We start from the raw sequence: 17326 nt of genomic DNA on the forward strand, positions 1-17326 counted from the left end.
CCGGTGCGAAAACTTTCCAGGTTAGGCATGGTGGAAAAAGCTCTGCTCGCGCTTGTCGTTCTGACGGCGGTTATGTGGCTGCGCGATCAACTGCCCGCATCTGGTGTGGAACTCGCCGAGGTGCGGGCGCTGGCCGCGCACAACGCGGCTGCGCGCGCGGCCGTATCAGAGACGCTCTCGGCCGACCCGTCGCCGAATAGACGGGAGGCCCGTCAATTACGCGAGCGCGTTGTCGCGATCGAGCGTGCGTCGCTTCGACTGTCTGAAGATCCTTCCATGCGGGCGATGGCAAGCGAGCGCGTTCGCCTTGCTGCGATTCCACTGTCAAGCATGTCGGCGGAGGATCTAATGCGCTGGACGCTGTTGTGCGCGGGACGTTTCGTGACGTTGATCGTGGGTACGTTCGCGGGGCTGTGTGCGCTGCTGGTGTTACGCAGTCGTGGCCGGCTGAGCACGCGATCCTGAGCGAAAGGGCATTTCTGTGAGAGGCCGCTATCAGGTGTACACCGATCTCGGCGGAGACAGGCCAGCGTTCTCGTCGCCATGGTACGTCCTCGCGACGTTGTATGTCGTCTACCTTGCGGGTCCGTTTCAGCGGTGCAGAATTTTCGACATTAAGCGCGGCATCAATGTCAACGAAATCGATTTTGAAGGGGATTTTCCATATGAAAAAGAGTAGTGCCGTCAGGTTGGCTGTGTTCGTTTCCATCGTGGCCTTTGCCTGCGGTTGGGCCGCGAATGCAGTGCGAACCAATGCGCAGGAGCGCTGTTCCATCTCGTCGGGAGTGAAGATCTCGGGCCAGGCGCGAATCGACTGCGTGCAATAGACCTTCAATTTTCATCGCCTGATTTCTACGTATGATAAGTATCATACGAATTCACATAACCGGAGAAAAGCATTGAACAAACGTACCGTGATTGCATTGATGGTGGCAGCGTCGGCCTTGGCGATGAGCGCTGCGACGGCGAGCGCTGCCGGGTTGGCTGAACATGTGGCGGAACCGCTGCCGATGCCGTTTCCGCCAGAGGTCGCGGCGAAGCCGCGTGCGGAGATCTCGATCAAGTTGACGCTGGTCGGCGCGGACGGCGAGAAGCGGGAAGTCCGGCTTATGACAAAGGAAGGCTATGCGGTGACTTACGGCGATTTCAACCGCCGCTCGTATATCCAGTCGGTCGATAACACGCCTCCGGTGCCGGAGATTCGACCGGCGACGCTGCAAACCGGTCTGTCGGTATATGCCGAGCCGGGACGTATCAACGAGAGCGGGCAAGTCGCCGTTCGCTTCAAGGTTGAAGACAGTTCGCTCGAAAGCCTGCGAGACGCGACCATCGGCGGTAGTACCGTCCAGCTTCCCGATATCCAGACGGCTGCGCTTGACCAGACGATTCTCATGAAGTCCGGCGAGCCGGTTCACCTCGACGTGATCCGAAAGGGCGGAAAGGTGGGCAGGATCGACGCGGAGATCGAGTTCGCAACGCCCGGCCAGGGACGCGCGGTCTCCGTGGGCGAGGCCGAAAGGTGCGCGCCCAACGGGATCGTCTCCATTCGGGGCGGCGATCCGGCTTTCTGTAAGGGTGGTGTGTGGACCGTTGCTCAATGGGCGCAGCGCCGAAGCGCGATTGACCAGGCGCACTGACCCTTTCCGCCGCGCGTCGGCGGTAACAGCCAGTGTACCCATCACACCAGCGGTCAATATCAATCAGGAACCGGCCATGCGACTTCCTTTCGAACTCGATCCCGCAATCATTCATCACATCATCTACTCACAGGCCGGATCGATCGGCAAGGCCGTTATCGAACTGATCATGAATTCGGTGGACGCCGACGCGCGCTCGGTCGTGCTATCCATGTCGAAAGAGGGCTTCACCTGCAAGGACGATGGGCGTGGGTTTGCCACCCGTGAAGACGTGTTGCGCTACTTCGGGCGATTCGGCACGCCTCACCAGGAGGGAGACGCGACTTACGGCCGTTTCCGGCTCGGGCGAGGTCAGATCATGGCGCATGCAAGCACCGTCTGGAGGTCCAATCTCTGGCAGATGAACGTCGATACCCGTTCGATGGGATACAGCTACGATCTGGACAATATCGCGGATGCCGATCGTGTGCAGGGATGCGACATCAGCGGCAAGTGGTACGAGCCGTTGACGGACACCGAATTGCTCTCGGCAACGCAAGAGATACGCGATCTCGTTCGCTACACACCCGTCAGCGTCGAACTCAATGGGCGAGCGATCTCGCGCGATCCGCGAACGGAAAAATGGGATCACGAGGACGAATTCGCGTGGTATCGCGTCAAGGTCGAGGGCGCTGTTTCCATCTATAACCAGGGTGTCCTGGTGCGCCACGACGCACCTCAACAGTGGGGCGCAGGCGGCATCATCGTATCGAAGAAGGCGATTGCGTTGAACGTTTCACGCACCGAGATCTTGCGGAAAACCTGCGAGATATGGAAGCCGATCGCAAAACAGTTTGGTTCCATGGCGCGCGAGATCTCTGCGAGGTTAGGCGAGCACAGGAAGACCGAGGCACGCCGTGAAAAGGCCGCGCATGACCTGCTCGCAGGCGACGTGAATATCCTCGATACGTATCGCCATGAGGAGGTCATCACGTTGCTGCCCGGCAAACGGCACATCTCGCTCTCTCGATTTTTTGATTTGACCGAGCGCACGCATGGTGGTCAGGTCAGCGTGGTGGAAAGCGCTTTCGATGTTCCAAAAGGTGAGGCGATTGCGCGTGAGAAGATCGCGCAGATTGTCCATCCTTGTACGCTGGCGCGATTTGGTTGTCACAGCACGGATGATTTCCGAGAGTCGATCGATCGCATACTTCAGGTTGTACGGACCGCATGGAAGGCGACATATGGAGATCGTTCGCAGTGGATCGATCAGGTCAAGGTGCCCGACTTCATAGATTTCAAGACGCTGCGTGAAGCCTTTATCGAGCGATCGGCGATCGTCTCCGAGAAGAAGGCGCTCGATGCAGAAACGCGCCGTATGTGGGTAGCGATGCGATGGTGTATCGAGCAGTATGCCGCATTGTGCGCTGGTGCGAACAGGATGAGCAGATCGGGGCGTGTATATGCCGGAGAGCGTGCTCGACATATTCTCCTGGGCGAATCCAACACCATGGAAGCATGGACTGATGGGGATACCTACATCGCGTTCAACGTGAACGTGGTCAAGAGCCTGAAGAAGGAGCCGATCAAGATCGCCGGCTACTTGTTGAGTCTCACGGAACATGAGGTCGCGCATCAGGGAGACAGTATCGACTGCGGCCACGATGAGGCGTTCTATCAGCGATACCACGATATATCCATTGCGCTGGCGTGCGAGCGGCAGCGGTACTTGCACCTCTTTCTGCAAAAGTACGTTTACAGCATGGAGGGCGAGGGGCAGCGTGACCGCAGCAGACTGTGGTACGAGCAAAGGCTGGTCGAAAGGGCAAACACGGCGCGTCAGAAGCGCGAGATCGCGCCTGTCATCGAAGACCTGTCGGCGCATCCGCTCCTAAAGCAACCGGCTTCGGCCGAAGATCCCGATCTGATTGCTGTGATCAACGCGGCTTTGGTCGAAAGCGGTTCCTGCCCCCCTCCGCCCGATTGGGCTGCGGTGCGTCAGCAAGCGCGCGAGGCACAGGAGCGACGTGCTGAAGAGTGGCGCATGGAAATGATCGAAAGGGAAGAGTGTGCCAGGCAAAGTGATGAACACGATCGCGAGGAGATGGCGCGAATTGCAAAAATCCTCGGCGTGGCAGTCGAAGACATTCATCCGGTGGCATGGAGCGACCTCTTCTATCTCGAAGAAGATCAACTTCACTTCGTGTGGGAAGACAAGCCGTGGGAAAGGGAGTTTGCGCTCGAACTCGACATCGATCTGAACAACGAACACTACCCGACGCCGGAAGAGATCGAGGCAGAGATCCGGGCGATGCAAGAGGAAGAGGACGACGCAAAAGGTCGGCTTGATCAGAAGTACCACCAGATGCTGGAGCCGGGCGAGACGTGGTGGAGCCTGGAGCGTAACGCTGCTGCGGCCGGCTTCTATCGCGTCGAGGACTATCTGTCATGGCGTTATGAAAGCAACGGCGCGGAGGCCGTCGATACGCGCGCGATCGGGGTATCGCAATGAGGCTGCGCCGCGCGAATGTGGTTGGACTGTTGTTTGCGCTGGTGGTCTCGGGCGCGGCCGGCGCGTCGCCTACGACGTGTCCGCAGTTTTTCGCGGGCGGGCAGGCCCCGGATCTTCGGCGGGCCGATCTCGCCGAGCGGGGGCATGTGCTGTGCTTTAGTTTCTACTCCGTCGTGGAGTCAGGTGTAAGTCGAACCGCAATCTGGTCGGGCGAGCATCTGACGCGTGCTTCTGTCGAAGCCGCGCATCAGCAAAATCGCGTCGATGCTTTCCATGCTGAATCGGCGATCAGTCCGCGCGATCGCGCCGAGCGCGAAGACTACTTTGGCTCAGGAAGGGATGAGGGGCACATGTCGCCAAGTGGCGATATGCCTGACCAACGTTCGCAATACGAAAGTTTTTCTTTGGCGAACATGATCCCGCAGTCTCCTGACAACAATCGGCATCTATGGCAAGGCATCGAGATTGCGACGCGTGCCCTCGCAAAGTATGACGGCGATCTTTATGTTGTGACCGGCCCTGCCTTTATTGGCCCGCGTGCGTCGGTCGGCCGAGGCGTCGAGGTGCCCACGCATGTATGGAAGGCGATCTACGACCCGCGTCGCGGTGCCGCTGCTTACGTCACGCGCAATCAGGCGGGCGAGGCATATGCGGTCATCTCGATCGCGGAGCTGACGCGGCTCGTTGGCGTAGATCCCTTTCCGGCGTTGCCGGATCAGGTGAAAGAGACGGCGATGGCGCTGCCGACGCCACGGCCGGGCGGGCAACGACTTTCGGTCGGCTCCGTTCAGGAGGGGCAGTTGGGTCTCGGTCCGTCGAGTCAGATCAGCAGTGTGTATGGCCCTGTTGCTCCGCTTGTCGAAGAAGGCAGGACGCGGGAGCGTTGGGCGCATGAGCGGCTCGCGCGTGACGCTGCACGGACGCTCGTGCGCGCGCTTCGATACTGAGTGGAGGCGAGCATGCGAAAGCGGGGTAATCGAATTCAGCACACGAGACGAGATCCGACTCCGTTCGTGCGTCTTTTCGGAGATCGCTCCCTGATCCCGGCAGGCCACGCCACAAAAGTCGGGTTGGCCTACCACCTTGCTCTTGAGGAAATGAGGAAGGGACGTGGAACGGACACGGGCATGAATCAGCTTGCCTATGCACTGAACCTTGCGCTTGTGCTGTGCGAGCAAGGATTTGGACCCGAGCAGGAATCTTGCATTCATCGGGCACAAGAATGCCTCGTGCGCATGGGTGCCGAGGGGCGACGTGGTGTCCGATGGCATGTCGATGAGGAAATGTATCGCGCGATCGGTGCTGCGCTGGAAGTTCACGATCAGCAGGTAGAAAGCGCAACGCAGGCCGATATCCGCATAGCGGAGGAAACGATCAAGGCTCGGCTTGCGGCAGGCGACGTTGTTCGTGTCGAAGTGGCGCAGTCTCACTAGACGCGATCGAATTTTCGGGTACATCCGTTTTTCGCGGTCGATATCAACCATGTAATGCGGATTTTGCTTTCGGCAGCCGGTAACCGGTGATGACCACTGTGGATTTAAAGACATGAATGCAGCTATGAATCCTTCACCGATCAAGTTAATAGAGATCTACGACACAGACGCCGATCACGAAGTCGGCGGGCAAGACTTGCCGTATCTGGTGACGGCAAGCTACGAAGGCGACTATCGGGCCGCCGCCGACCTGATTCGCGGCGACAAGTCTTTGGTCGCATTCAACGTCCAACCCGCTGTCGAGCGGTGCAAACTCCCCGGTCACTTGGAGTTTTGCACGTTCGAATCCCGAGCCAGCATCTACCGATTCTTTGGTGTGCCTCGTCCGCTATCGCAGGAGCAAGAGCTAGCGCGCCGCTACTGGCAGAGCACCTACGCGCGCACGGTCGGTGAGTTACGCGCGGCACTCGCTAACCTCCCTGATGACTTCCCGCTGATCCACACGGGGTACGACGAGCATCGCGAGGCCAAAAATCGGCTCGGCGTCCATGTCACGACGAACGAATGGGAGTGGACCACCCCCGAGCATCCGGCCTACGGCCGATACTCAGGATGGGCGATGCGGATCGGCGTGGTTGACCTCTATCACTGGAATCACATCGCTTCCGGCTCGTGGACGGACAAGCGGCATGCCGACATCGAGTAGACGTTCAAATTCAAGGGTCTGCCCGTGCCTGCCGTTAACGTTGACGAATAGGAATCCGTTTTGAGGGAGCTTACGTAAATGGAATTGTTTCTGTGGATCGTGATACCGGTGGGCGTTGTCGCATTCCTCGTTGCAGGCTTCAGACAGTCATCTAGGCGAAAGGCACAGATGGAAGGGCGAATTCTTGATCTCGGCCGAAAGGGCTTTCGTGCGACTCACGTGCTGTCGCGCGGAGGCGTCAGCGTGCTTTTCGATGACACGCATCGGGAAGTGGCGTTCGTGACATGGGACTCGACACATCGATTCGGCTACGGCGATGTTCGAACGCGCACCTGGCATTGGCTCGACAAAAACGGGACGAAGATCAATAACCGGATCAGCATCGCGATCGCGAGTCCGCAAACGCCGTTATTCGACGTACATATGTTCGGCGCGCAAGACGCTGAGCAGTGGATGGCAAAGATCAATGCCATTCTGGAAGGGTGAGTTTGATCGAGGCGGCAGTGAGCTTTGGATGAGTACGGAAAGGGGCGGCGGATGCCCCTTTTTCGCTAAATGCTGGTCCTAGAGGAGCGCGATTTGCTCGCCTCGATCTTCCTCGCCGAGAGGGGCACCGTGATCGTGGTTGTCGCGGGTGTTGGCTGCGCCCTTGTTGCTGCCTTGACGGCTAGAAAGCCGCCCTTCTACCTGGAATGATTGTCCCCATTTGGGGTTGAGCACCTCGGCTGCGAAAACAACACCAGGTGCGATCTGAACGAGAGTTGTCATCGAAAGCCTCCATACTCGCCAATGGCAGCATGTTAGGTCAGATAAACTGACCGAGCAAGAACTTTCGCAAACCGGTTTGCTTGATGACCGGTCCCCACGAGACAAGGTGATAGACCGGCCCATCCTTCTCGATAACGATGCCGAGTTGATCGCGAAGCTTTTCAACGTCGTCCTGGATCGTTTGTTTGTGGTGGCCGGTTCGAGCGGAAAGGGTTGTCAGCGTCGCACGATCCTCGTCGGCGATCGCGAGCGCAAGCGCGAGCAGGCGGCGGACATCGCCCTTGGGGAACGGCTCGGGGTTCGGCATGTGGGTGGTGGCTTTGGCGTGCATCAGCCATGCACTGTAGGTCAGTTTATGTGACCACGCAAGCGTTGCCCGTGGCGCACGCAAAAGGTGAGTGCTTACGGGAGTCAACACGCATCGCTTGCAAGTAACTGCCTGCCCCAATCGCGCACACGAGAATCGTGCGCAAACGCACGATGGGCGGGCTTACCAGAACTGTGGCGACTGGACAACAGCCGGGAAACGGAATATTATTGGACAAGCAATTGTGCGTATCGTTACAAGGCTACGGAAATTTAAGGCGCCCGGTATAGTGAAATGCACGTTGCCATTACTCATCCTTTCCTTGGTGGAGCGATCATGAGCACTGCTGGTGTGGCTGAAAAAGCAAAGCCCGTCCTGCGCGCAGTCGTGCAGCGGGGCGAAAAGTGGTTCGAGACGGCCGTGTTCGTGCCGTCCAGCAAACCGGATAGCAAAGCTGTCCTGACCGGGCACATCGACCTGGGACTCGGCGACGGACGCATTCCGGTTTTTGCGTTCGTGAACGAGCGTAAGGATGAAGGCGTGCCGACCGGCGCAAAGTACATTTCGCTGACTTCTCGGAAAGTTCATCCGCGCACTGGCGAAATCGGCTACTTCCCCGTCGCGATCGGCAACGTCGTGAACTCACGCGGCGACGGCGGTGAAGTTTTCTACGATACGGTGATCTTCAATCCGGTGGACGAAGACCTCAACAACATTCCTGGCGCACAGCCGGTGCCTGTGTGGGTGACCGACGCGTGCGACGCTACACTGCACGCGAAATTGGGCTTTGCGAGCGCGCGCGTGTCGCGTCCGAAGAAGCAGGACGAAAACCAGACGGACCCTGGTGCTGCCGACGATGGCGAGATCTCCCGAGCAGCAATGCTGGATGCGGTCGCGCAAGCGACGGGCGCGCATCAATAACGGCAGGCGGTGCCTATGTCCTATCAGGTCGGTCAAAAGCTAACGGGCGGTGTCGCGCGACTGCGCGAGACTGAGACGACACCTCCGAAGCGTTTTACGGACGGGACGTTGATCTCGGCAATGACCAATATTCACAGGTTCGTGAGCAATGAGGCCGATCGGAAGGTTCTTCGAGACACGAAGGGCATAGGCACTGAGCGGACGCGCGACGCGATCATCGAGACGCTGAAGCAGCGCAAATACATTGTGCGCGGGAAGGGAGGCTATCTCGAACCAACCAATCTTGGCATTGAGCTAATCCAGCGGCTGCCGCGCGAGCTTTCCGATCCGGTTACTACGGCAAAGTGGGAGATGGCGCTTGGCCTGATCGAGCAAGGGAAGATGACGCGACAGCAGTTTGACGCGATGATTCGCGGAAACGCGACGAAGCTTGTCGAGGCTCTCAAAGGCGTGAAGTTCGATCTGGACCGCATGGGAATCAAGGCGGTTGAGGACAAGCCAAGGCCGGAAGTTGACGAGACGTTGCCCGGACACGGCGAGACGTGCGAAAAATGCCGGAAGGGCCGGATGGTGGGTAAGCGCCTTCCTTCTGGAAAGAAGGTTGTCGGGTGCTCGAATTTCCCTTCGTGCAAGCATTCGAAATGGATCGACTGATGATGGATGCCGCTGGTTTATACGGAGTTCTGAAGGTCAAGATGTTGGCTTTGGTGAGCGAATTCGCGCCGAGTCACTGTCGGCGTGCTCTGGTGCAGCAGGCGGCTGCGGCCGAGGGTCGAATCGACTTCGAAGCTTGGCTGAATGGCAACCTGATGGCGACGGTTACTCTCGATGGTGAGGGAATCGATTTCGTCTGCTTTCAGGGCATCCATGGTCGGTTGTACCCCGACTTCGTTCTCGAGCCGCAATCGATGCGCCGGACGTTGACCGGCGAAGCCATTGACGTTGCGACAGCGTTGCGGACGCTGCGCGTGAGCTTTCGTGAGGCGGACGACGTGCGCCTCGTAGATGATCGCGATGCGCCCGACGAAGAGACGTTCGTGGTTGATCCCGATACTGAACAAGATCTGATTGAAGTGCATCACACTTAGAGGTTTACAACATGGCATTGGACGACAACATCGAGCTAGTGCGGGATCTGCAACGAACTGGCAACCATCTAGCCCGCCTCGCGGGCTACATGAGCATCGGCGTGCAACCGAGCCGCGAAAACATGGTCAATGCACAGCGCTGGTTCAACTCGGCTTCCGAGAAGCTGGAACCTGTGTTGCAGGAGGTGGAAGCCAGTAAGGCTTCGCAACGTTTCCGGCAAACGTTCAGGGGCTGATCGTGGCGGCACGGCGGTGGGTGAACCTCGCGCGTTACGACGGGGCCGAGATGCTGATCGCGGCGCAGTGTCCACCTGATGGTCGGAACCGGCTCGTCGTTCGCGGCTATAGTCGCAGCGATCTGTCGGCGTTCGGCTTCGAGCAGGTTAGTCCCGGAATGTGGCTTGGCGATCGCTCTTCGTTCAAGACGAGCGACCTTCAAGCCTGGTTCCCTGGCTTTGACGCCAGGCGTGACATCGCCGACATGGATACGGCGGACTTTCTCATCGGCTACGAGGATTTGGATCTCGTAGACGACTCAACTCCGCTGGACGCGCTGATCCAGCGCGGCTCCTCATCCACGAGTCCGAGTCCCGCGACGCCACCTACACCGAAGCCCAAAAGCTTCGAAGAGAATATTGCCGAAATCCGCGCCAAGGCCGATCCGCGTGACGTGGCGGCTATCATTTCCGGCTTTCCAGAAGAATCGTTATCGGTTGGCTTCGATGGCGAGATGGACCCGAAGACAAGGCAGTGGTACATCGATGATTTCCGCGTGCCGGGCACGGGAGGGGAGAGCGCTCGCCGTCATGTGAAGGCTCTGACTGACGCTGCGCAGCAGCAGCTTTCGGGCGACATCGAGCGGTACAACGAACTGCGCACTCGTGGGCTGGAGGCGCTGTCGGACTATGACATTGGCGTCGCCTACTCGGGCGACGCGCTCGTCGCGTTGCGTCAGGCGTTGCGCACAAAGGAAGGTCATATCCTGTTTCAGCGGCGTCGGCTCGCCGTGCTGGCAGAAGTCTACGGAGCGCTTTCTGAGCCCGCTGCAACCGATCGTGAGGTGCCTCAACAGGCACAGGAGCGACGGGACTCTGACGCGGACGATCGGGCCGACTTGCCCGCTCCCCGGCGCGCGGTCAAGAGCGCCGAACGGCAGCGCGCGCGTATTGAAGATGCCGGAGAAAAGATCGGCGGGGCGCGGAAGGACTTTTATGCAAAGGCCCTTTCCCGTTCCGATCTCGACGGGATGAATGACCGCGAGAAGCTGGAATTGGTCACCCGCGACAACATCTGGCCGCGCAAATCGTTGGATCAGTTCCGCGAGGAAGGCATTGATTGCCGTGTTGCGCTCTTCGTGAACGCGCTCCGCAAGGACATGCAGTCCAAGATTACGGACCCGCAGCATTCGGACGCTTACATAGAATTTGTGTCCAAGGTCAGAGATTGCGCGGAAGCGTTGCGCTCACGTGACGAACTACTCTCCGATGCGGACGGATCGGCCTTCGAGCGCAGTCTCGTTGAGGCCGGGCTTATCGAGGTCACGCGTCGCGACAGATCCGTATCGAGGCGGGTAGCTGCTGAATATGAGGGTGTCATCAGCAGCGATCCGAAAGGCTGGCGCTTTGCGTCGAGCTACCTGTTGGATTCGGAGCGCGGGTATCGCCGCGCGAAAGCGTTGTACGACGGGCACCGTTTTTACATTGGCGAGCAGTGGGTGTCGCCGTCGCAGATGGATTCCGATGAACTGTATTCTTTCATCGAGCAACGCCAGGCGCGCGCGAACGAGAAGCGTGCCAAAACCATGGCGTCCCGTGATGACGAGGACACGAATCAATACCTCTCCCGTCCCCATCTTGACCACCTGAAACGCACGGGACTACCCGACGAGCGTGGCGGTCGCGATATCAAGCCCGACGACTTTCTGGAGACGTTCGGGTTCCGTGCGTGCGAATTCGGGAACTGGCTGCCGGACATTGAGCGGCAGGACGTTCTGAATCGCGCGTATGACTCGCTCTCTACGCTTGCGCGCGTGCTTGGTGTGCCGAAGACGTTCCTCAGTCTCGGCGGAACGCTTGCCCTTGCATTCGGCTCTCGGGGCGTGGGCCGCGCCCTCGCTCACTATGAACCGGCGAGGAAGGTGATCAACCTGACCAGGCTGAAGGGGGCCGGCTCACTTGCCCATGAGTTTTTCCACGCGCTTGACGACTACATGGGTGAGCATGTTCGGGAGTTGGTCAAGGAATCGTCGTATCGAGGGACGACCAGCGACAGCTACTATGCGTCGGAAGTGTTTTTGACGCAGAAGCGCGTGCGCGGCGCGTACCGCTTGAACGAGATCGTACAGGCAGGCTACGTTCCTGCGGACCTTCGGGAGCGTCTGCAACCCCTTGTGAGCGGAGTAAATGCACTGACGATCCGTCGATACACCGAAGACGAGGCAAGGTCGGTCGCTATGCATCGCCTCGAAGGAACGCGATACCAGGTCTGCAATCAGGTTACAGGTGTGCTTGGCGTGCTGATGCCGGATCAGTCCTATGCCGTCCGGCACAGCACTGCTGAGCGCATGACTGAAGAGGTGTTTCAGGAGGTGGCTGAAGACCGGGTGCCAAGGTTGCGAGCCGGCGAGCGTCATCCGCTCGTGGAACGGCTCGCGAACATGCGCCCGCAAATGCCTTTGGGGCGATCCGAAGCCAAGGCCGTCGCGGCGACGCTGATCCGGCTTGCGACCGCAATCAGGGAGTTGCCCGAGATCCACCGGGTTGCGACCGAAAGGGACGCGTTGTTGCAGTCCGAGTACATGAATAGACTCGTCAACACCAAGTTCTTCAAGGACGCGGAAAAGTTTGATGAGAAGAAAGCAAAGGCTTACTGGTCATCGGTGCGCGAGATGGCTGCGCGGGGCTTCGAGGCGTATGTGCAGGATCAATGCGCCGCGAGAGGCTGGCAGGACGACTACCTTGTCCACGGGACCGAAGAATCGCGCTTCGAGCTTAGCGCAAATGCTCCGTATCCAGTTGGGGCCGACCGGGAAAGCTTGCGCGTTGCGTTTGATGGTCTGGTGGCCTTCGCGAGAGAGGAGCTTGCACCCGAAGCGGTTAGCGACGATGTTCAACCCGTAGCGCCGCGCCCAAAGGCGGCATAGGAGTCTGCGTGTCTCATCTCATTCAGTTCATCGAGCGCGTTCGCGACAGCCTTACCCCCGACGAGTGGAAGTTCTTCAGCGCGCGCTATATCGAGCGAAAAAGTGTGGCCGACTCCGCTGCACTCGTGCCCGCGTTCGCGGGCGACGGCGAGGCAGTGCATCAACTGGTGTTGCGAAAGCTGCGTGCGGGCGGGGGGCAATCATGAGTGATGCGGCTTTTGAGGCCGACGAGAAGCGAACGGCGACTGCGCAGATCTTCAAAAGCCTCGCGGTCGAAATGCTCGAACTCGCCGCGCTTGATCAGTCTCGGCCAGAGCCGGACCCGCTCGATCGCACTCCATCGGCGGCCGCACGTCGCGCGGATCGGCATAGCGCGCTGCTGTGGGTGGGCGGAAAGGGCGATCGGGGTGTGGTGACGTTCGCTCTGTGCTGCGACGCGCTGAATGTGCCGCTTGAAGCGATGCGCGATGCAACGCTCGCGGCTCCGGGGCGAGTGCTTGCGCAGATCCGCGCCATTTCGAATTCGGACAGCCAGAGTGTTGGTAACGCCGACATGGGTGAGCAGGCAAGCAATCGGCGTGCTTTGTCGTACTCGTTTTAATACGTATAATTACAACGATATGTATTTTTCACGGTGAGATATGGACGGTTTCAGAATACCGGTCGAGCACCATCGAGCCTTGGCACGCTACTACGAGAAGGTACTCGAATGCACCTTCGCATTGAGCGGTGAGCAATGCGATGCATCGGAGGTTTTCCACCGTGAGGGGTTCCTCCCGCTGATCGTAGAGGTCGCGAGCAAGAGAAGCCAGCGCGCCTTCAATCAGCCGATCAAGGCCGAGATCGTTGCGCACGAAAGCGCATTGCTCGGTAAGTCCGTGGTCCTCCCGGATGACGCGGACCAACCGGTTTTGCTGCTGCTTGTTCGTGCAGCAGAGCTTGTATTCAAGCCGGTTCGCGGTCAGACGATCGAGTTGTATCCGATCTTCGAATACTGCTGGATGGCACCGGAGAAGCGCGCACGCGCGGCATGGCAACCATCCGATATCTGAGAGACCATCAATGACGATTCGACAATCCGTCCGGCTGCTTGTAGTCACGGCCCTCGTCTCCTCGATCGCAGGACAGGCGCTCGCCGGAACCTGCACGATGTCAACGCAAATGACGAACGCTCAGACTCAGGAGCAGCAACGTCGTTTGAACAACATCAACACGAATTTTCAGCAGCTTCAGTTGCTGAATCAGTTGCAGACCGCGTGTCTCGAAAACTTTCCTCAGTATCCGACGCAATGGTTAGGCAATAGTTCGGTGGTGACTGCTGCATTCAATAAGATCAAGCAGGCGTCGTGTCAGCAGCTTGCGAATCAGGCGCGCGCGACAACGACGCAGGCGATGGCCCAGGCGCAGGCCGCAGTACAGCAGCAAATCAACAACATCGAGAAGAACGTCACGGGTGCGACGGGTGGTTCGAGCGGCATGTTATCTGGCGCAGTCAACCAGGTTACTCCGTCGTCGGGCAGCGTCATTTCGACCATCACCGGTAGCTTGTCGAGGCTTTTCCAATGAAAAAGGCCCTTTCGTTATCCGCGATCACCGTTGCTGCGCTGATGTCATCGAGCAGCGCGTATGCCGTCTGTGATGGGTGCGTGGTAGGTGCGGTGCAGGTTGCGTCCACCATGATCTCCACAACGATTACCTCAACCATAGGATCGCTCGGATCATCGCTCTCGACCATCCTAAACGAGATCGATACGGACATTGCGAGCATAGGTTCAAAGGTGTCGGACAGTCTTGTACAGGCTGCGAACACGCAACGTGAGATGGCCCTCGAAGTGCAGCGACAACAGGAGATGGATCAGGTGGCACGCGAGACCGAGTTGCCGATCGATCCGTGCGCAACGTCGTCCAGCAACTACGCGATGCAGGCCGTCCATAGCACGAATACCACGGCGTCAAGCTATCGGCCGGGAGGTGGGGCGAGCGTGAGCAGCGTGCCGTTGAGCAAGGCACTGAACGGTCCGGCTCCGTCTGTCGAAGCGTCGCGGCGTGCTTCGACCGCGATCCACCAGGCGAAGTATTGCTCCGCAGTTGAGGTCCAGCTTGGTTATCCCGGCTGTTCGACATCGACCATGCCGGACGCGGACGCGAATGCCGACTCGCTTTTTACCGGGGCCGGCATGCCGGGCAAGGATGCGGATCTGACATTTACGAAGGATCAGGAAGAGGCTGCACGTGCCTATGCGCGCATGTCGATCGATCCCAATCCGCCCGAGAACATTTCGAAGGCAGAGGCGGCGACCGAGGTCGGTAAGCTGTATATCGCGATGCAGAAGGCGTATCAAGCGAACATGACTTCGGCGCAGAAGGCGATGAACGACGAGATCGCTTCGCATATGCCGTTTCCGGGTAGCGCACAACTGATTCAGGATATCAATCAGTCTGACGCGGCGGCGCAGTATTTCAACGCGACGGCTTCGAGCGTGGCGAAGAGCACTGGCACAATGAGCCTAGCCGAACTGGAGGAATTTGAGGCGGGGCGTCGTTGGAGAAACCCGTACTGGCAGATCGAGTTTGCAACGCTGGCTGACCCGACCAAGCTGGCTCGGGAACAGCTTTTCGTGTCAGCCTTCGTAGCCGATATGCAGCATCAGCAGGTCCAGGAGAGCAAACACACTAACGTGCTGCTCGGGCAAATCTTGGCCGCGCTGGCGCGCTCCGGCGACAGGCCCGCCCTGGAATCGCAGCTTCAACGTGTGCGGGCGACAAACGCGAGGTGACCAGATGGTTCAGCAAGAAGTAGGAATTCCGTCTCCGGCGAATCGGCTCACGATGTTTCGCGTTGGCCGGGTCGATAGCGGGGTAAAGAGTATCGCGGCGACCGCTGAACGGTTTCGGGAAGAGGTCGATGCGGCGTTGACGGGTAAGTCGGAGGCTGACTCGACCAAAGCCGTCACAAAGGCGTTTATCGCCTCGTATCAGGCGTTCTCCGAATCATTGGAGGCCGCTCGCACGGGCGGGGTCGTGAAAGGGGCGACGATCGATGTGCTGGAGTCGATCATGAAGAAACTCAAGACGGAATACGCAGACGGCCTTGCGTCGCTGCGAGGCGATGTCCAACGGCTGGAGCAGCGCGGACCCATGTCCATGAAGGACTTCTGCGCAGCTGCGAGCGACAAGATCGATCGACTCGAACAGTTCTGGCAGACGACGTATCAGCACGCGCCGAAGATGAAGATGTGATGGCGTGCGGCCGGAAGGTCGTGCGCTAACATTGAACCCTTGTTCAAGGGCGGGGAAAAAGGGATGGTTAGGGCGAAAGCCAAGGCGAGCGCAATCACGCATGGTCTCTTGCGAGAGGCACCATTCGAAGCTGATCGAGGCCGCCTGCTGACGACAGACGAGGCAAAGGCCACGATCGCGGCGAAAGGCTGGACCAACCGCGCGTTGGCCGATTGGTGGGGATGCCGCGCCGAGTACATCAGCAAGATCATCCATGATCCCGCGCGCAAACGTCATTTCGATGATGCGCTGCGCGGACTTCCGCATGCGTCCGAGGTCCGGGCAACGGATCGTTAATAGAGCGAATTGGAAGTAATGCGAACGATGAAAAAGACGATTGCTGAGCTAATTGCAGAAACCCAACGGAAGAAGCAAGAGCGCGAAGCGCTCGCCACTGCGTTAATGACCGGCAAGTCTGAGGGTGACTCGATCTCATTGGTTCGCGATGGTGGGCAGATGGCCTTGGTCGGGCCAGATGCCTCGAAGCAGGGAGCGTTTCGTGTGACGTGGTTCGATCACATGGAGCCAATTGGTCATGCTGAGGCCGCTACCATGCGCGCCGCTGTCGTTCGGGCGCTTGATGAAGGTTACATGCCAACGTCAGCGGACGGTGCAGCGCAGGTTTGTGAACCGGACGTTGGGAGCGTCGCTGGATCACGTCCTCGCCCTCGGATGTGACTAGCCTATTTCGCCGGAGAGCATCCAATGACGAATGACGACATTGATACCGAACTCATGGCGCTCGGGGAACTGGCGCTGCGGAACGCGTTCTATCGCGAGTACAGCGCCCTTGTGGAACGCTACCTGAATGCGGCTGAGGGCCTTGGAGTTGATGATTTTGACTCCAGGCTCGCAGAGTCGAGCAATCCTTTCGGTCGAGCGGATGTCGTGTCGCCGGGGCAGGTAAGCATCATGGTGGTCACGAACGGCCAGTCCAAGTCTTGCGCGACGATGCGTGAAGCGCTTGCGGCGAAGGGCGGTGAGATCCAGATAGGCGGAGAGACAGTGTTCGAATGGCGGGAGTCGCAAGGCTGGTTCGTCGCTGAACCCCCTGTGCGCCGCCCGAGGCTGCGTATGTAGTCGGTTTTCGGGTGCCGGCCCAGCGCCTTCCTTGCATGCTCTACGTCGTGCGAGAGCCTAACTTGCTGATAACGCCATGTGAAGCTGACGCGATCGTCTGTAGGCTGTCTTTCGTGGCGCGACAACTGTTTAGGGTGCGATATGGCGAAGCAGCAAGATCAGACTCAGACGATGAAATGGATCGACCTTTCCACGTATAAAGCACGCTTATCGTTCTCCGAAAAGGACGGTAGGCGGTTCCTGGTCATACTTGGTATTTCCGCAGACGACCATTTAGGATGGAAGCTACGGAATGAACTTGGATTCAAACCGTCAGGTGATGGCGACTGGCTGATTCGTGACGATCTCAAACTCTCCTCGACCATGCTGCGCACGGTGCTATCGGAGGCCACGGTAAAAAGTATGGACGTGGATCAAGTGAGAATTCCGCTTGATGACGTGAGATCGGCCCATGAAGCGTTGGTCGGTGGGCGG

At 58.8% G+C, this 17326-nt stretch carries 25 protein-coding genes; 22 read left to right on the top strand and 3 right to left on the bottom strand.

Features of this window, described 5'->3' with window-relative positions; all coding sequences use genetic code 11:
* Window positions 1–3: 3 nt before the first annotated feature.
* Window positions 4–465 carry a hypothetical protein gene (locus AB4Y31_RS29950; protein WP_368677183.1) on the top strand — a complete coding sequence of 154 codons (462 nt, stop codon included), beginning with the start codon at window positions 4–6 and terminating at the stop codon, window positions 463–465.
* A gap of 403 nt (window positions 466–868) precedes the next feature.
* Here AB4Y31_RS29950 and AB4Y31_RS29955 read toward each other — a convergent pair whose 3' ends face one another.
* Window positions 869–1063: a hypothetical protein gene (locus AB4Y31_RS29955; protein ID WP_368677184.1), complete on the bottom strand. Its 195-nt coding sequence runs from the start codon at window positions 1061–1063 to the stop codon at window positions 869–871.
* Between the two features lies 1 nt (window position 1064).
* Here AB4Y31_RS29955 and AB4Y31_RS29960 point away from each other — a divergent pair, with 1 nt between their 5' ends.
* From AB4Y31_RS29960 to AB4Y31_RS29985, 6 genes are all read left to right on the top strand, one after another.
* Window positions 1065–1637, top strand: a complete 573-nt coding sequence (locus AB4Y31_RS29960; RefSeq protein ID WP_368677185.1) for a hypothetical protein — start codon at window positions 1065–1067, stop codon at window positions 1635–1637.
* Window positions 1621–4128 (top strand): ATP-binding protein, encoded by a 2508-nt coding sequence (locus AB4Y31_RS29965; RefSeq protein ID WP_368677186.1) that lies wholly within the window; start codon window positions 1621–1623, stop codon window positions 4126–4128. Before AB4Y31_RS29960 ends, AB4Y31_RS29965 begins: the two co-directional genes overlap by 17 nt.
* Entirely contained in the window at window positions 4125–5075 is a 951-nt protein-coding gene (locus AB4Y31_RS29970; RefSeq protein WP_368677187.1) for a DNA/RNA non-specific endonuclease, read from the top strand. Before AB4Y31_RS29965 ends, AB4Y31_RS29970 begins: the two co-directional genes overlap by 4 nt.
* A 66-nt stretch (window positions 5076–5141) precedes the next feature.
* Complete coding sequence (locus tag AB4Y31_RS29975) at window positions 5142–5561, top strand: hypothetical protein (RefSeq protein WP_368677188.1); 420 nt, start codon at window positions 5142–5144, stop codon at window positions 5559–5561.
* 112 nt (window positions 5562–5673) lie between these two features.
* On the top strand, window positions 5674–6267 hold the full coding sequence (locus tag AB4Y31_RS29980; RefSeq protein ID WP_368677189.1) for a hypothetical protein: 594 nt from the start codon (window positions 5674–5676) through the stop codon (window positions 6265–6267).
* A 78-nt stretch (window positions 6268–6345) separates the two neighbouring features.
* On the top strand, window positions 6346–6753 hold the full coding sequence (locus AB4Y31_RS29985; RefSeq protein WP_368677190.1) for a hypothetical protein: 408 nt from the start codon (window positions 6346–6348) through the stop codon (window positions 6751–6753).
* A gap of 78 nt (window positions 6754–6831) precedes the next feature.
* Here AB4Y31_RS29985 and AB4Y31_RS29990 read toward each other — a convergent pair whose 3' ends face one another.
* Window positions 6832–7035, bottom strand: a complete 204-nt coding sequence (locus tag AB4Y31_RS29990) for a hypothetical protein (protein WP_368677191.1) — start codon at window positions 7033–7035, stop codon at window positions 6832–6834.
* A 37-nt stretch (window positions 7036–7072) separates the two neighbouring features.
* Entirely contained in the window at window positions 7073–7366 is a 294-nt protein-coding gene (locus tag AB4Y31_RS29995; protein WP_368677192.1) for a hypothetical protein, read from the bottom strand.
* A 312-nt stretch (window positions 7367–7678) separates the two neighbouring features.
* On the opposite strand from AB4Y31_RS29995, the gene AB4Y31_RS30000 reads away from it, so the two are divergent.
* From AB4Y31_RS30000 to AB4Y31_RS30070, 15 genes are all read left to right on the top strand, one after another.
* Window positions 7679–8263: a hypothetical protein gene (locus tag AB4Y31_RS30000; RefSeq protein ID WP_368677193.1), complete on the top strand. Its 585-nt coding sequence runs from the start codon at window positions 7679–7681 to the stop codon at window positions 8261–8263.
* Window positions 8264–8278: 15 nt separating this feature from the next.
* On the top strand, window positions 8279–8917 hold the full coding sequence (locus AB4Y31_RS30005) for a DNA topoisomerase (protein ID WP_368677194.1): 639 nt from the start codon (window positions 8279–8281) through the stop codon (window positions 8915–8917).
* Complete coding sequence (locus AB4Y31_RS30010; protein ID WP_368677195.1) at window positions 8917–9351, top strand: hypothetical protein; 435 nt, start codon at window positions 8917–8919, stop codon at window positions 9349–9351. Before AB4Y31_RS30005 ends, AB4Y31_RS30010 begins: the two co-directional genes overlap by 1 nt.
* 11 nt (window positions 9352–9362) lie before the next feature.
* Entirely contained in the window at window positions 9363–9587 is a 225-nt protein-coding gene (locus AB4Y31_RS30015) for a hypothetical protein (protein ID WP_035481728.1), read from the top strand.
* A 50-nt stretch (window positions 9588–9637) separates the two neighbouring features.
* Entirely contained in the window at window positions 9638–12493 is a 2856-nt protein-coding gene (locus tag AB4Y31_RS30020; RefSeq protein WP_368677196.1) for an LPD1 domain-containing protein, read from the top strand.
* An 8-nt stretch (window positions 12494–12501) separates the two neighbouring features.
* Entirely contained in the window at window positions 12502–12699 is a 198-nt protein-coding gene (locus tag AB4Y31_RS30025) for a hypothetical protein (RefSeq protein WP_368677197.1), read from the top strand.
* A complete protein-coding gene (locus tag AB4Y31_RS30030) occupies window positions 12696–13094 on the top strand; it encodes a hypothetical protein (RefSeq protein ID WP_368677198.1) in 399 nt (132 codons plus the stop codon). Before AB4Y31_RS30025 ends, AB4Y31_RS30030 begins: the two co-directional genes overlap by 4 nt.
* Window positions 13095–13134: 40 nt before the next feature.
* On the top strand, window positions 13135–13545 hold the full coding sequence (locus AB4Y31_RS30035; protein WP_368677199.1) for a hypothetical protein: 411 nt from the start codon (window positions 13135–13137) through the stop codon (window positions 13543–13545).
* A gap of 109 nt (window positions 13546–13654) precedes the next feature.
* The gene (locus tag AB4Y31_RS30040; protein WP_368677200.1) at window positions 13655–14059 is read left to right on the top strand and encodes a hypothetical protein; all 405 of its coding nucleotides are present in this window, start codon (window positions 13655–13657) and stop codon (window positions 14057–14059) included.
* Entirely contained in the window at window positions 14056–15270 is a 1215-nt protein-coding gene (gene traW / locus AB4Y31_RS30045; RefSeq protein WP_368677201.1) for a conjugal transfer protein TraW, read from the top strand. The genes AB4Y31_RS30040 and traW overlap by 4 nt, the downstream gene beginning before the upstream one ends.
* Before the next feature lie 4 nt (window positions 15271–15274).
* Window positions 15275–15733 (top strand): hypothetical protein, encoded by a 459-nt coding sequence (locus AB4Y31_RS30050; RefSeq protein ID WP_368677202.1) that lies wholly within the window; start codon window positions 15275–15277, stop codon window positions 15731–15733.
* A gap of 63 nt (window positions 15734–15796) precedes the next feature.
* Entirely contained in the window at window positions 15797–16069 is a 273-nt protein-coding gene (locus AB4Y31_RS30055; RefSeq protein ID WP_368677203.1) for a hypothetical protein, read from the top strand.
* A gap of 27 nt (window positions 16070–16096) precedes the next feature.
* A complete protein-coding gene (locus AB4Y31_RS30060) occupies window positions 16097–16450 on the top strand; it encodes a hypothetical protein (RefSeq protein WP_368677204.1) in 354 nt (117 codons plus the stop codon).
* 27 nt (window positions 16451–16477) lie between these two features.
* On the top strand, window positions 16478–16852 hold the full coding sequence (locus AB4Y31_RS30065) for a hypothetical protein (protein WP_368677205.1): 375 nt from the start codon (window positions 16478–16480) through the stop codon (window positions 16850–16852).
* 141 nt (window positions 16853–16993) lie between these two features.
* On the top strand, window positions 16994–17326 hold a 333-nt coding region (locus AB4Y31_RS30070; protein ID WP_368677206.1), incomplete at its 3' end, for a hypothetical protein.

This window comes from Trinickia sp. EG282A, assembly GCF_040965455.1.
GTDB classification, from domain to species: domain Bacteria; phylum Pseudomonadota; class Gammaproteobacteria; order Burkholderiales; family Burkholderiaceae; genus Trinickia; species Trinickia symbiotica.

What these genes read in the sequence shown, in the direction of transcription:
- AB4Y31_RS29970 (WP_368677187.1), top strand. Translation starts at nt 4,125, where the DNA reads ATGAGGCTGCGCCGCGCGAATGTGGTTGGACTGTTGTTTGCGCTGGTG.
- AB4Y31_RS29980 (WP_368677189.1), top strand. Translation starts at nt 5,674, where the DNA reads ATGAATGCAGCTATGAATCCTTCACCGATCAAGTTAATAGAGATCTAC.
- AB4Y31_RS29985 (WP_368677190.1), top strand. Translation starts at nt 6,346, where the DNA reads ATGGAATTGTTTCTGTGGATCGTGATACCGGTGGGCGTTGTCGCATTC.
- AB4Y31_RS29990 (WP_368677191.1), bottom strand. Translation starts at nt 7,035, where the DNA reads ATGACAACTCTCGTTCAGATCGCACCTGGTGTTGTTTTCGCAGCCGAG.
- AB4Y31_RS29995 (WP_368677192.1), bottom strand. Translation starts at nt 7,366, where the DNA reads ATGCACGCCAAAGCCACCACCCACATGCCGAACCCCGAGCCGTTCCCC.
- AB4Y31_RS30000 (WP_368677193.1), top strand. Translation starts at nt 7,679, where the DNA reads ATGAGCACTGCTGGTGTGGCTGAAAAAGCAAAGCCCGTCCTGCGCGCA.
- AB4Y31_RS30005 (WP_368677194.1), top strand. Translation starts at nt 8,279, where the DNA reads ATGTCCTATCAGGTCGGTCAAAAGCTAACGGGCGGTGTCGCGCGACTG.
- AB4Y31_RS30010 (WP_368677195.1), top strand. Translation starts at nt 8,917, where the DNA reads ATGATGGATGCCGCTGGTTTATACGGAGTTCTGAAGGTCAAGATGTTG.
- AB4Y31_RS30015 (WP_035481728.1), top strand. Translation starts at nt 9,363, where the DNA reads ATGGCATTGGACGACAACATCGAGCTAGTGCGGGATCTGCAACGAACT.
- AB4Y31_RS30020 (WP_368677196.1), top strand. Translation starts at nt 9,638, where the DNA reads ATGCTGATCGCGGCGCAGTGTCCACCTGATGGTCGGAACCGGCTCGTC.
- AB4Y31_RS30030 (WP_368677198.1), top strand. Translation starts at nt 12,696, where the DNA reads ATGAGTGATGCGGCTTTTGAGGCCGACGAGAAGCGAACGGCGACTGCG.
- AB4Y31_RS30035 (WP_368677199.1), top strand. Translation starts at nt 13,135, where the DNA reads ATGGACGGTTTCAGAATACCGGTCGAGCACCATCGAGCCTTGGCACGC.
- AB4Y31_RS30040 (WP_368677200.1), top strand. Translation starts at nt 13,655, where the DNA reads ATGACGAACGCTCAGACTCAGGAGCAGCAACGTCGTTTGAACAACATC.
- traW (WP_368677201.1), top strand. Translation starts at nt 14,056, where the DNA reads ATGAAAAAGGCCCTTTCGTTATCCGCGATCACCGTTGCTGCGCTGATG.
- AB4Y31_RS30050 (WP_368677202.1), top strand. Translation starts at nt 15,275, where the DNA reads ATGGTTCAGCAAGAAGTAGGAATTCCGTCTCCGGCGAATCGGCTCACG.
- AB4Y31_RS30055 (WP_368677203.1), top strand. Translation starts at nt 15,797, where the DNA reads ATGGTTAGGGCGAAAGCCAAGGCGAGCGCAATCACGCATGGTCTCTTG.
- AB4Y31_RS30060 (WP_368677204.1), top strand. Translation starts at nt 16,097, where the DNA reads ATGAAAAAGACGATTGCTGAGCTAATTGCAGAAACCCAACGGAAGAAG.
- AB4Y31_RS30065 (WP_368677205.1), top strand. Translation starts at nt 16,478, where the DNA reads ATGACGAATGACGACATTGATACCGAACTCATGGCGCTCGGGGAACTG.